Source organism: Pseudomonas sp. 9.1(2019) (genome assembly GCF_009910445.1).
Lineage (GTDB): Bacteria > Pseudomonadota > Gammaproteobacteria > Pseudomonadales > Pseudomonadaceae > Aquipseudomonas > Aquipseudomonas paraversuta.
In genome coordinates this window covers 57,988-70,890 of sequence record NZ_VBWF01000010.1, presented here as the reverse complement: position 1 = coordinate 70,890, position 12,903 = coordinate 57,988, and the positions used below count along the sequence as shown (strand labels likewise).

The window sequence follows — 12,903 nt, the reverse complement described above, 5'->3', positions numbered from 1 at the left end:
CTCCCTCCTACACAGTTCTATGCAATCGGCCCAAACACCGCTCTGCCTCGAGCACCATCTCCTGAATCAGCTCCTCGCAACTTTTCAGCTCGCTGATCGCTGCTGCAACTTGCCCGCTGGGCAAAATCCCTTCATCCGGAATGCCGTCAACCATGGAGCGCTGCAGCAGCACCGGCTGGTTGGCCGCCATTACGGTTTGCGACAAGGCACCCGGGTCTTCCTTCACCGACTGGGCGAACACACTGAACATATGCCCCAGGCTCATGCCGGTCTGTTGCTTCCACTGCCAGGCACTGCCCAGGGCAATGCGCAAGCGGCCAAAGGCACCGGCCTTTTCCAGACGATTGATAAAGGCATTTTCGATCATCCGGTGGCGCATCCCGTCCACCGCCAGGGTCACGCGAATCTGCTGCGGATCTTTGACTTTCACATAGCGTTCCAGGGTCGCCAAAGGGGTGGGCGATTCCCGGGTCATCAAAAACCGCGTGCCCATGGCAATCCCGGCCGCCCCGCTGGCCAATGCCCCGGCCAGACCGCGACCGGTGGAATAGCCACCGGCGGCAATCACCGGGACCTGTACCGCATCCAGCACCTGGGGCAGCAAAATGGTGCTCGGCACCCCGCCGGTATGCCCGCCGCCTTCACCACCCTGTACCGTGACCATGTCAGCGCCCAGCTCCACCGCCTTGAGCGCATGCTTGAGTGCGCCCACCGTGGGTATACACAGCACCCCGGCCCGCTTGAAGCGCTCGATGGTCTGGCGATCCGGCCCGCGACCATAACTGACGGCACGCAAGCGGTACTCGATCGCCAGGTCCACGCACTGCGCAGCGTTCTCCTGGAACATATGAAAGTTGAGGCCGAAATTACTGCCGCCGGTGGCCTCGATCACCCGCTGGATTTCAGCTTCAAGCTGGTCCGCGGCGATGGTCGCCCCGGCGAGAAATCCGAACGCCCCGGCCCGGGTGCTGGCAATCACCAGATTGGCATCCGCCACCCAGCCCATCGCGGTCTGCACTATGGGGTAACGACAGCCCAATGCATCGGTCAGCGCCGTTTGCAGATAGCCACTCATCCACGCTCTCCCGCAGCCGTCTTGTTTGCCTGAATCATGGCCTTGGCGTCATAACCACCGAGCTTGTCGCCCGACAGCAGTTCGTTATGACTATGGGCGAAGTGATGCCAGGCAAACACCGCGTCCATGGCTGTGCGCTTACCCTGCAAATCTTCAACGTGATTGATCGCCTGCTTGGTCAGCGCCAGCCCCATGCGCGGCTGTTTGGCAATGGCCGCTGCCAGCGCATAAGTGCCTGCCTCCAGTTCTTCGCGACTGAACAGGCGATTGACCATGCCCATCTGATAGGCGCGCTCGGCACTCATACGGTCGCCGGTAAACAGAAATTCCTTGGCAATGCGCGGGTTCAATTCGTAAGGGTGGGCAAAGTACTCCACCCCCGGAATGCCCATGCGCACCACCGGGTCCTGGAAAAACGCATCATCACTGGCCACGATCAAGTCACACACCCAGGCCAGCATCAGCCCGCCGGCAATGCACGCGCCCTGCACCATCGCGATGGTCGGCTTGGGCAGCTCGCGCCAGCGCCGGCACATGCCCAGATACACCTCCTGCTCCCGGGCGTACAGATATTCGCCGCCAGGCTTGTTGGTGTGATCCCACCACAGGTGCGCACGCTCAAACGACTTGTTGATGTCGCGCCCGGGGGTGCCAATGTCATGCCCGGCCGAGAAATGCTTGCCATTAGCGCGCAACACTATGACTTTCACCAGGTCATCATTCACCGCCCGACGAAACGCATCGTCCAGGGCATAGGTCATCTGCGAGTTTTGCGCGTTGTTGACTGTCGGCCGATTCAGGGTCAGGGTGGCAATCCCGTCCGCCACCCCGTACAGCACCGATTCTTCGGTTTCATACACAGCGGTATCAGCCCGCTGCACAAATTCGCTGTCGCTGTTCATCTGGATTCCTTGCCTTCAGGCCTGGCGAATGCCGGGTGGATTGCCCTTCAGCGCGGCTGCGCGATAGTCATGCGGGTCCAGACGACGGATCAGCTCCAATTGCTGCGCAGTAGGCGCCACGGTCTGCTTGATATCGGCTGCCTTGAGCAGCGGGAAGCCGGTATTGTCCTGCACCTGTTCAAAGCTCACACCCGGGTGCAGCGAGCGCACCTGAACCGCGCGGTCCGGGCCGCCGAAGTCCATCACACACAGATCGGTGACGATCAGGCGGATGTCCATCAGGTCGCGGCGCATGCCTTCTTCCCAACGCTCTGACTTGAACCCGACACCTGAAACCATGTCCACTTCACCGGACACAAATGCCCGGGTGTTATGGCTCGGCACAAAGAACGAGTTGATATGGTTGATGCTGTTGCCCGGCAAACCGCGCACCCCCAGCATTGCCACCTTGGGCTTGTGATAGTCGCCAATGCACGACAGATTGGTCTGGCCCCAGCGGTCGATCTGGGTCGGGCCGATCATCGCGTGACGACGGCCGCCCCACACGCACTCAAACACCCGTTCAAACGACAGGTAACCCGAGTAACGCGGCTCATAGTCACCGCGCGGCCCCAAAGGGATCGGCTCTTCCACCAGAAAGGCCTCGCTGTCGGTCATCAACAGTTCCGGGCTGTGGCTCAGTTTGGCCAGGCTCGCGCCCAGGCGCGGGATCACCCCCAGGCCGGAAGCAATCACTTCGCCGTTATCGCGCCAGGCTTCGCAAGCAGCCACGATCAACAGTTCGGCCAGGGTAAATTCGCAAGTCGCAGTCATGTCCATACTCCTCAAAACACTGGCAGCGGCAAAGCGCCCAGCCGGTCGGCACCGCCATTGCTGGCCTGGTAGGCTGATTCGCCCGGTGTCACAAACTCTGCTACATAGCCTTGCCAGCCGTCGGCTTCGCCGGCACTGGCGCTATAACGCTTGAGATGGCTCATGTCCCAGCCGTAATCGGACGGGCACGAGGTCGGGTGTGCACCAAAGGGGGCGTGCACCACGCCACTGACCAGATAGCGCTCAAAGGTATTGAAGCGGGCCTGGGCGGCATCCAGGCTCAGGCGCTCTTCGATCCGTTCGCAGGACACAAAGCACTGCTTGGCGGCACGGGCGAACAGATGATCAAAATACGGATCGGGACCGGTGATCAGGGTGTTACCCAGGCGGTCAGCGACGTTGACATGCAAAAAGGCCATATCCAGGTTCAGCGCAGGCATCGCCAGCAACACTTCACCGTCGTCATAGGGCGACTGCACCTGCTTGATGTCCGGGTTCAGACGGCTGACATCGGTTGCCAGGCCGCAGCGGGTCGGCAAAAAAGGCAACCGCATACCGGCGGCGCGCAGGCCCCATTGCAACATGCCCTCATCCAGCTCCATCAATTCCAGCTCACCGGCCTCCCGCGCCTTGCGAAAGTAGGCTTCCAGCGGGATCGCATCGAGGGTGGCAAAACCGAACACCAGTTTCTTGACCTTGCCGGCCGCGCAAAGCATGCCGACTTCAGGGCCGCCATACGCCACCACGGTCAGGTCCTTGACCTCCGAGCGCAGGATCTCGCGCACGATCGCCATCGGCTTGCGCCGTGGCCCCCAGCCGCCAAAACCTATGGTCATGCCGTCACGCAATTGGCCGACCACGTCTGCCGCTGTCATTTGCTTGTTCATGGGTTACTCCTTTACCGGTCTGTTACTGCTGGCCGACTGAAAAATCGTGGCCCCACAGGCTGACCCGGGTGAATTCAAAAGCGCTGTGGTCTTGCCAATCCACCAGCAAGCCGCCATAGCCGTACTCCAGGTCAAAGCCCGAAGGGGTTTTCATATAGAAAGAGGTCATCTGGTCGTTCAGGTGCTGGCCCAAAGTGGCCGACAACGGCACGTTATGCGCCAGGCGCCGGTCATGGGCGCGGCCCACTTCGGTCATCGTTTCGACCTCGACCATCACATGCACGCAGCCGGACGGCACCGGGTACTCGGCCAGGGCCAGGCTGTGGTGACGGCTGTTTTTGCAATGCAGGAAGTGAATGCGGATCGGTGCGGCCGACGGGTCGGGCCGGAAATTGAATATGTCCGACAACTCGAAGCCCAGTACATCCTTGGCAAAGGCCAGGGTGGCATCGAAGTTGGGAGCGGGCAGAACGGTGTGCCCCAGGCCCATCTCACCGGTGACGAACCCCGGAACACCTTGCGGCGAAACAAAGGGCTGGCAATCGGAGCGATGGCCCCAGCTCAGTTCATGGCGGTTGCCCGAAGGATCGGTGACGTGCAGCAACGCCTGTACACCGCGCTGATCGCACTGCTCGGGAGTACCCGGGCGCCAGCTGACATCGGCCTGATCCAGGGTTTCGATGGCGGCATTGAACGCCTTCTCACTGGCCAGCTCCCAGCCCGATGCCAGATAGCGTGACTCACCGCCAGGCACGATCAACATCCGGAACGGGCGTTGGTCCATCTTCACATACAACCCGCCGGCGGGTGCCGCAGTGACCATCATCCCGAGTACATCTTCGGCATAACGCTGCCACTGCACCGGGTCGGTGGACTCTGCAACGAAGTAGCTCAAACCACGAATGTCGATCATGTGCCTGCTCCTCAATGCCTGTATTTATTGGCTTGGGGCAGTATGGGAAGGAAGGTTGCCGGGCTCATCGTCCGTTGAGACTAAAGCCATTGAGGACACTGAATAACCTCAACGCTTCATACCTCATAACTGTAGGAGCGAGCTTCTGTAGGAGCGAGCTTCTGTAGGAGCGAGCTTGCCTCGCGAGCTTTTAGCGATAGAAAAGCTCGCGAGGCAAGCTCGCTCCTACAGATGACAGGTCACAGGTCACAGGTAACGCGAGGATTACATATAGAGAATCACCAGCTCATTGATCACTGAAGGCCGCTCGCTGCCCAGCACGTGGATGTTGAGCTCCAGGGTCAGCTGGGTACCGCTTTTAACCCGTTCCACACGCTTTACCCGGGCCCGCGAATGGATGGTCGAACCGGCCGGTACCGGCGCCGGAAAGCGCAAACGGTCCGAACCGTAATTGACCATATTGCTGAAACCGGTGATCTCGTAATCCAGGTTCAACTGCATGCGCGACTGCAGGATCTGCACCAGCGCACCATGGGCAATGGTGCCGCCAAAGGGGCTTTGTTTACGGGCCCGTTCCGGATCGGTGTGAATCCAGTAATCATCCCCCGACAACGCGGCAAAAGCGTCGATCAGGCCCTGATCAACCACAATCCGGTTGCTCCAGGGGCTGAACGTGTCGCTGACCAGCGACTGCAACGCGGCCTCGTCATCCAGTGCAATCTGGCGTACCCGGGGCGCTGTAACCGCCGGCTGCTGCACTGCTGCCGGCAAGCTCTTCAAAGCCTGCGGGTCCTTGTCCATCCCGGTAAAACGCAACAGCCGCGTACCCTTTGCGTCCACCTCGGCAAACACCGGCTGCAGGCGCATCCCGACCTTGACCTCGGACTCGTCCAGGCCCACCAGATTGCTGTTGATCCGTACCCCTTGATCCAGCTCGATCACCGCCAGCATCTGCGGCATTTCATCGGCAAAATCCGGCATGGTGGCAATCCGGGTCACAGTGAAGCTGTACAAGCTCGCCCCGCCGCTGACTTCACGCCAGGCAAGCTCGTGGGCCAGGCAGCCGGGGCAATGCCGACGCGGGTAAAACACCCAGTGACTGCATTGATTGCACTGCTGGATCAGCAGGCGCTCGGCCTTCAGGCCTTCCCAGAACGGTGCAGAAATCTCGGTCGGGACCGGCATTGGTTTGTTGTTCGACATCGGATTCATGCTCCCTGAAGTATCAATGCGCCCTGCTCACTCATCACCCCACCGGTGCCTGACACATACACCGTGTCGCACTGCGCAAGCTGACGCTCGCCCGCCTCGCCGGCGATCTGGGTTACTGCCTCGATCACCTGCGACATGCCGCCGGCGGAACCGGCCTGGCCAAAGCTGAGCTGGCCGCCATGGGTGTTCATCGGGAAATCGCCACGCCAGGTCAGGTCGTGTTCACGGACAAAACTCATGCCTTCACCCTTGGCGCAGAAGCCTGCGTCTTCCAGGGTCAGCAAGGCAGTAATGGTGTAGCAATCGTAGATTTGTGCAGCATCCACATCCCCGGGCTTGAGCCCGGCCATGTCGAACGCCCGGCGCGAAGCAGGACCAATCGGGGTTTGCACCATGTCGGCGGCATAGGACGGCGACTTGAACGCCAGATGCTCACCGAAACCGGTGATATACGACGGCCGCTTGCGGGCACGGGCAGCCACTTCCTTCGAAGCAATAATCAGCGCTGCACCGCCGGCCACCGGCATCACGATCTCCAGTACATGCAACGGATCGGCAACTTTTTTGCTCGCCAGCACTTGCTCGATGGTCAACGGCTGGCCGTAAAACATCGCTTGGGGGTTGTACTGCGCGTTAGTGCGCTGATCCACAGCGATTTTCGCCAGTGCCCGCGGGTCATAGCCGTATTGCGCAGCGTAACGCTGGGCAATCATGGCGTAGCCGGTGTTCTGGCCCATGTGGCCGTAGGGCAAATCGAATTCGGCTTCGGGTGCCCCGAAGGCGGTGCTGTGGCCGCCGAAGCGCATGGCCCGGGCCATCCAGCTCGGGTCTTCGTCCGGCCCCAGCGGCGCCATGCGTGCAGGCAATACGCAGAGCACCGCCTGGCACAGACCCAGCTCGATGGCTGCCGCCGCGCGCCAGACCATGCCCACCGAGGTACAGCCGCCAAGGTCGACCACTTCGGCAAAGTTCAGGCGCAAGCCCAGGTATTCGGCGGCCATGGCAGGCACGAACACCGAAGCTTCATGAAATTGCGGGCCGTTGATTACCAGCCCGTCCAGGTCCGAGGCTTGCAAACCGGCATCGCGCAAAGCTTGCGCGGCCAGATCTGCAACCTGCTCCAGATGGAACATGCGCGGCGCCGTTGCGTATTTTTCCGGTTTGTACTGAGCGCTGCCGACAATGGCCGCGTGACCTTTAAGACCCATAGGTTTCTCTCTTTTATCGGTTCACATTTGCCCCGTTGGGGGAGCCGGCTTGCCAGCGATGCAGACCCTGCGCCCTGCCATACATGCTGCAGCGATCCAATCGCGGGCAAGCCCGCTCCCACAGGGGCATACCTTGATTAGAACGTGTACTTCATCGAGAACGTGGCGTAGTCACGGTCTGCCAGCGGACGGTAGATCGGGTCCGGCGAGCCCAGGTACGCGATGTACTTGAACGACATTTCCAGGTTGCTCAGGTACTTGAACGTAGTGCCCGCACTCAGACGGCGGTCACCGGCCACCCCGGCGATGGTCCCGGACATCGGTGCAGCACCGCTGAACACGTTGGAGAAGGTAAACGGCACCTCAAGGTCCCAGCCCTGAAACACACCCGGGTAACTGAACGATGCACCCACGGTATAAGCGCTTGAAGAACGGGTTCTCCAGGCCGAGGAGGTTTTGTAGGTGTAATCATTGGACGGCTGAATCGCCCCGGCATACGGAGGAGCAACAGGCAGGCCCAACAGATTCGGCGCACCTGACACATCGTCCACATCATCCACGCGTACGGTGACGATCTCACCGGTCAGCGTGGTCTGGCTGGCCCATGGCCTGTCACCCAGGATTCGCATGGCCGAGAGCTGCAACTGCTGGCCTTTGCCGCGGGTCGGCACCGGACCCAGACCGGTATTGACCATCACCGGGGCTCCGTCGCGGTAAGACCATTCAGCCCCCAGCTGGTATTCACCCAACTTGGTGGCGGCACTGATACCGGTCAGCTTGATGTCTTCGAAATACTCAACCTTGTAGCCGTTGGTGGTGTAGGCATACTGCCCATTGCCCAGGGCCAGGGGTTGATAGCCAACCAGCGCTGTGGCCGGGTTTTTATCGTGGTACACCACATGGAACAGCGACAGTTCCAGGTCGGTAGTCGGGCGGTAGCGGATTTGCGCACCCCACTGGCCGCTGTCACGGGGTTCGTCGGTGCCCATGTAATTGATCCGCGAGCCGTTGGCCCCGAGAATGAATTCGCGTCCAGGGCCGATCACGTCAGAGGTCGACAGATAGCTGCCCACTGGCGGCAGCTCGGTGCCCTTCCACTCGTACTGCACGTAGCCGCCCAGGGTAATTTCCGGGTTGATGCGGTAAGACGCCGAGAACTGGCCCACCGGCAACAGCACTTCCTTGACCTCAACCCCGGGCTGCGCAGCCTTGACCGCATCGGACGGGTTCTGTACCCCGTTCACGCCCGGGTAGTAAAGGCTTTCGCCCCAGGACTCGATATGCCGACCGGCCTTGACGTCGAGCATGGTGTCATTGTCAAAGCGCCAGCCGCCAAACACATAGGCGTCGAGCAAGCGGGTGCGGCCACCGCTGTAATACTTGGTGTCGCTGGTGAACTCATCGTTGCTCCCGGTCTTGTTGACCGTCGACGGCGAGTTGTTGTCGTTTGAGCGGTGGTAAACATCGTCATAGAAGGTACTGGCACGGACCACAGCGCCGTAGTTGTCCTTGCGCAAAATCATTTCGCCCAGGGCACCCACGCGGTTGGTGGTGAGACTGTGCTGATCGAAGTTGCGGTTCGGATCATCGACGTTGATGCCCATCAACCTGTTACTGGGGTCACCCAGGCGCATACCGATGCCGTAACTGGTGGTCACCGACCAATCGATGGTGGTGCCGTCATCAAACTCAATAGTGTCCCCCGCCCACACCGGGCTGGTTACCAGCGCAACGGCGACTGCCAGGCCCGTGACCTGAAAGTTGTGCCCAAGACATTTATTGTTGTTTTTATTGATCACTCTGCCTCTCCTGATTAGCGACCCTCTGGCCGCCTCGATGGGTTCAAGCGTCATTGCGTTCTGCAGCGCATATACCCTGCTCATGACAACTGAAGCGGGTCGAACTTCACGACTCCTGTCCCGGCCTGCGAATAGCGATGCAGCCCTCCCTGAACCTCACGAACGAGCGCCCCCTCGGCCATGAGGTAATTGGCGTGAGCCAACGTCTCCCCAACCGCCATCAGCTCGTCAAAACGACCTGACAGTTTTTTAAACAACACCGCCATCATCTCCAGCGCCGTGAGCGGTTGCGCACAGGCCTGGTGCAGTTGCTGCAAATGGTTCAGATGGTGGTCACGCAACTGGTCCAGGCGCAGATGCAAATTGCAGAACGGCCGTTCATGGGCCGGCAGCACCAACACGCTGTCGGGAATGACCCGCAGCCGCTCGATGGATGCCAGCCAGTCGCGCAATGGATTGGCCTCGGGCTCAGTGACGTAGACGGCGATGGTTGAAGTGATGCGCGGCAACACTTGATCGCCAGAAATCAGCAAGCCGTCATCAGCGGCATACAGACATGCATGCTCCGGTGAATGACCATTGCCCATCACCACCTGCCAGCGCCTGCCGCCAATGGTCAGCTCGCTGCCATGCTGCAACCGGATAAACCCGGCCACCAACTGCGGCCGAAAATGCTCACCCTGGATCAGCGGCAACAAGGCTGCCGTGCGCTCGGGACTGAAACCGGCTTTCTGATAAAAATCGACAAAGGCCCAATCAGGTGTCTTCGCCATCGGCGGGCCATGGTGCAGAGCTTCAAACTCACCATGGGTCATCAGCACCGGACACCGAAAACGCTCGGCCAGCCACCCCACCACACCGGTGTGATCGCTGTGGAAATGGGTACAGATCACCGCTTTGAGCGCCAGGCCCTGGAACACGTCGACAAATACCTGCTCCCATACCTCACGACACTGGTCACTGTTGAGGCCCGTATCCACCGCCACCCAGCCGTCGCCATGGCGCAGCAGGTACAGGTTGATATGGTCCAGGCCAAAGGGCAGCGGCATGCGCAGCCACAACACACCCTCGGCCACCTCTTGCACCTGCCCGCTGGCCGGCGCCTGAGGCCACGGGTAGCGCAGGCCGTCACGCCATTCATGGCCCCGGGCGTCGATTTCACTCATGACTGCTGCCCACAAAAGGTGCCAGCCCGGCCCGGGCCAGTACTTGCAGCGAGTACGGCTGATAGGTACGGGTGCTTTCGTCACGCACGAACAGCGGATCGGCAAACAGGCCCGGGGCGTAGCCCTGACGCTGCAAATCGACCTTGCGCAACTTGAAGGTGCTGGTCATGTCAGCCGTCGCCGACACCCGCACAAACATCGGCGCCGCATAACGTGGCAAGCGCGCTTCGGTCAGGTCATAGAACGCCTGGGGATCAAAGGTGTGGCCGGCCTGCATCAGGATCGCCGCCATGCCCGCCCGGCCTTCGTGTTCCGGCACTTGCACGCCATACACATTGATCAGTTCCAGTCCCGGCAAGTCACTGAGGGTATCGGCGACTTCCAGGGTGGAAACGTTTTCGCTTTTCCAGCGAAAGGTATCGCCGATACGGTCGACGAAATAGAAATAACCGTCGTCGTCATAGCGCAACAGATCGCCGGAACTCCAGTACGCATCTCCGGCCTGGAACACGTTGCGGCGGATCTTGCTTTCGCTGGCAGCGGCGCTGGTATAGCCCTCGAAACGCCCCCCGCCGATCTGCGGATGATTGACGATGAAACCCATCGCTTCACCCACTTCACCCGGCTGACAGAGCTGATAGAAACCCTGTTCGTCCCGTGGATGGGTGTCACTTTCAACGTCGTAGCGCACCAGCCGCAGATTGGTCCGGCTCCAGTCCGGTACCCGGCCGCACGAGCCCACATAGTTGTCGACGTTGATCAGATTCGCGTTGGCCTCGGTGGCGCCCCAGCCTTCGAACACCTGGATCGGGCCGAAGCGCTCAAGCCAGCGCTGCCACGACTCGGACGTCAGGCCGGCGCCGAGCATGTAACGCAAACTGTGCTCCCGCTCCCCGGCCACTACGGGCTGGTTGAGCAAGTAGCGGCATATTTCACCGATGTACTGGAACACCGTGATGTTATTGCGGCGTACGTCCTGCCAGAACTCACGCACACTGAACTTGCGCCGCACCACAATGCTGGCACCGACACGCAATGCGGTAGAGGTCACCGAAGTCGCGGCAGCTCCGTGGTACAGCGGCAGGCAGCAATAAAAAACGTCCTGGGCAGTGGCCCCCATGGTGACTTCCATCACGTCACCCGAAGACATCCAGCGCATATGGCTGTAGCGCGCAGCCTTGGGCAAACCGGTGGTGCCCGAGGTGAAAATCAGCAAAGTGGTGCTTTCAGCCGTAATGGCAGCGCGCACTTCACGGGCAAAAGCTGTGTCCGCAGCGCGGGCAATCTGCTCGCTAAAGCTCTGGTCGACACAGGCCGGCAACACGCGGTCGTGGGGGTTTTCCGGATCTTCAATCAACCACCACGGCACATCCGGCAAGCCTTCGGTGGACAACAGGTTGTCCAGGCATTCCTCACCGACCACCACGGCCTTGGCCTCAGTGGTCTGCAGTGCGTGCACCAGCGGCTTGCCATTGACCTGGGTATTGATAAACGCCACCACGGCGCCAAGCTTGACCAGGCCAAACCAGCAGAAAAAGAACTGCGGGCGGTTTTCCATGGCAATCGCGCACACATCACCGGGGCGCAGACCCTTGTCGTAAAACACCCGGGCCATGCGATTGGCCTGGGCGTCGACCTGGGCATAGCTATATACATCAGTGCCGTAGATCAAAAATGGTCGTTGGGGAAAGCTGCGGGCCTGCGCCTCAAGACGATCGGCCAGGGTGTACAGGTCCGCCGGCTTGATCTGCGCGCTGGCTGCCGAACGCAGGTCCAGCAGCTCCTGAGTCTGCTCGCGGGGCACTGGCTGTTGCCGGGGTGCCACGGGCGTGCTGAAACGCGACATATCGTTCATGGCGTCACCGTCTCGCTCTGCGGGTAATCGCTGTAGCCTTCAGGACCTGGCGAATACAGGGTTTTGCGATCGAAGCGGGCCAGAGGCAAGCCCCGGCGCAGGCGCTCCACCAGATCCGGGTTAGCAATAAAATGCCGGGCGAACGACACTGCCTCGCCCTGACCGGCCTGCAAGGCAACCTCGGCCGATGCGCCGTCAAAACCGTCGTTCAAAATAAGTCCGCTGCTGCAATGGCGCTGCGCCAGGGCGAAGGCATCCAGCTCGGCCAGGGGCGAGCGCATGATATGCACGTAGGCCAGACCCAACGGCTCGGCGGCCCGGCACAGGGCTTCGGCGGTGGCCAGCGGATCTTCGTCGCTGATGTCATTGAACGGGTTGCCCGGGCACAGGCGCAACGCCACACGCCCGGCACCGATGGCCGCAGCCATGGCGGCCAGTACTTCAGCAGGGAAACGCACGCGGTTTTCGACACTGCCGCCATAGCGGTCTTCACGCAGGTTGCTGCCCGAAGCCATGAACTGCATGGGCAGGTAACCGCTGGTGCAGTGCAACTCAACCCCGTCAAAACCCGCTTCACGGGCATTCAGGGCCGCCTGGCGATACTCTTCGATCACCCCGGCAATGTCTTGCAGCGACAAAGCCTGTGGCTCGTCGCTGTCCACCAGCCCGGCCTGATCGGTAAACAACTGGGTGCGCGCGCGCAACGCCGAAGGAGCAACGGTTGCAGCGCCTGCGGGTTTGTTCTGGGCGCAGGAAGCACGGCCTACGTGCATCAACTGCAGCACGATCAGGCCGCCTTCGGCGTGCACCGCATCGGTCACGGCCTTCCAGGCGCGAATCTGTTCGGCGTTGTAGATGGCCGGGGTCCGGCAATAGCCCAGACCATTGGCCGAAGGTGAAGTGCCTTCGGCCACAATCAGACCGGCCGAGGCCCGCTGACGGTAGTACTCGACCATTTCCGCGGTAGGTACCCCGTGCTGATCGGCACGGCTGCGGGTCATGGGCGCCATGACGATCCGGTTGGCCAGTTCAAGGTCACCCAGGCGTACGGGTTCAAACAAAATGCTCATAAC

11 protein-coding genes are annotated in these 12,903 nt (G+C 60.9%); all 11 read right to left on the bottom strand.

Translation table 11 applies throughout. From position 1 onward, the window contains the following. Positions 1-7 precede the first annotated feature (7 nt). Positions 8-1,075, bottom strand: a complete 1,068-nt coding sequence (locus FEZ21_RS13900) for a nitronate monooxygenase family protein (protein ID WP_003445134.1) — start codon at positions 1,073-1,075, stop codon at positions 8-10. Next, a complete protein-coding gene (locus FEZ21_RS13895; protein WP_160627488.1) occupies positions 1,072-1,977 on the bottom strand; it encodes an enoyl-CoA hydratase in 906 nt (301 codons plus the stop codon). The genes FEZ21_RS13900 and FEZ21_RS13895 overlap by 4 nt, the downstream gene beginning before the upstream one ends. A gap of 15 nt (positions 1,978-1,992) precedes the next feature. Further along, the gene (locus FEZ21_RS13890) at positions 1,993-2,790 is read right to left on the bottom strand and encodes a CoA-transferase subunit beta (RefSeq protein WP_160627486.1); all 798 of its coding nucleotides are present in this window, start codon (positions 2,788-2,790) and stop codon (positions 1,993-1,995) included. Between the two features lie 11 nt (positions 2,791-2,801). Further along, complete coding sequence (locus FEZ21_RS13885; protein WP_003445131.1) at positions 2,802-3,677, bottom strand: CoA transferase subunit A; 876 nt, start codon at positions 3,675-3,677, stop codon at positions 2,802-2,804. 22 nt (positions 3,678-3,699) lie between these two features. After that, complete coding sequence (locus FEZ21_RS13880; RefSeq protein ID WP_010656623.1) at positions 3,700-4,590, bottom strand: VOC family protein; 891 nt, start codon at positions 4,588-4,590, stop codon at positions 3,700-3,702. Between the two features lie 264 nt (positions 4,591-4,854). After that, a complete protein-coding gene (locus FEZ21_RS13875; RefSeq protein ID WP_160627484.1) occupies positions 4,855-5,793 on the bottom strand; it encodes an OB-fold domain-containing protein in 939 nt (312 codons plus the stop codon). A gap of 5 nt (positions 5,794-5,798) precedes the next feature. After that, positions 5,799-7,010: a thiolase family protein gene (locus FEZ21_RS13870; protein WP_010656624.1), complete on the bottom strand. Its 1,212-nt coding sequence runs from the start codon at positions 7,008-7,010 to the stop codon at positions 5,799-5,801. A gap of 137 nt (positions 7,011-7,147) precedes the next feature. Next, positions 7,148-8,809, bottom strand: coding sequence for a DUF1302 domain-containing protein (locus FEZ21_RS13865; protein WP_010656625.1), 1,662 nt, complete (start codon positions 8,807-8,809; stop codon positions 7,148-7,150). 80 nt (positions 8,810-8,889) lie between these two features. Beyond that, positions 8,890-9,975, bottom strand: coding sequence for an MBL fold metallo-hydrolase (locus tag FEZ21_RS13860; RefSeq protein ID WP_003445123.1), 1,086 nt, complete (start codon positions 9,973-9,975; stop codon positions 8,890-8,892). Further along, on the bottom strand, positions 9,968-11,830 hold the full coding sequence (locus FEZ21_RS13855) for a long-chain-acyl-CoA synthetase (protein ID WP_003445121.1): 1,863 nt from the start codon (positions 11,828-11,830) through the stop codon (positions 9,968-9,970). The genes FEZ21_RS13860 and FEZ21_RS13855 overlap by 8 nt, the downstream gene beginning before the upstream one ends. Further along, a complete protein-coding gene (locus FEZ21_RS13850; protein ID WP_160627482.1) occupies positions 11,827-12,900 on the bottom strand; it encodes an alkene reductase in 1,074 nt (357 codons plus the stop codon). Before FEZ21_RS13850 ends, FEZ21_RS13855 begins: the two co-directional genes overlap by 4 nt. Positions 12,901-12,903: the final 3 nt, after the last annotated feature.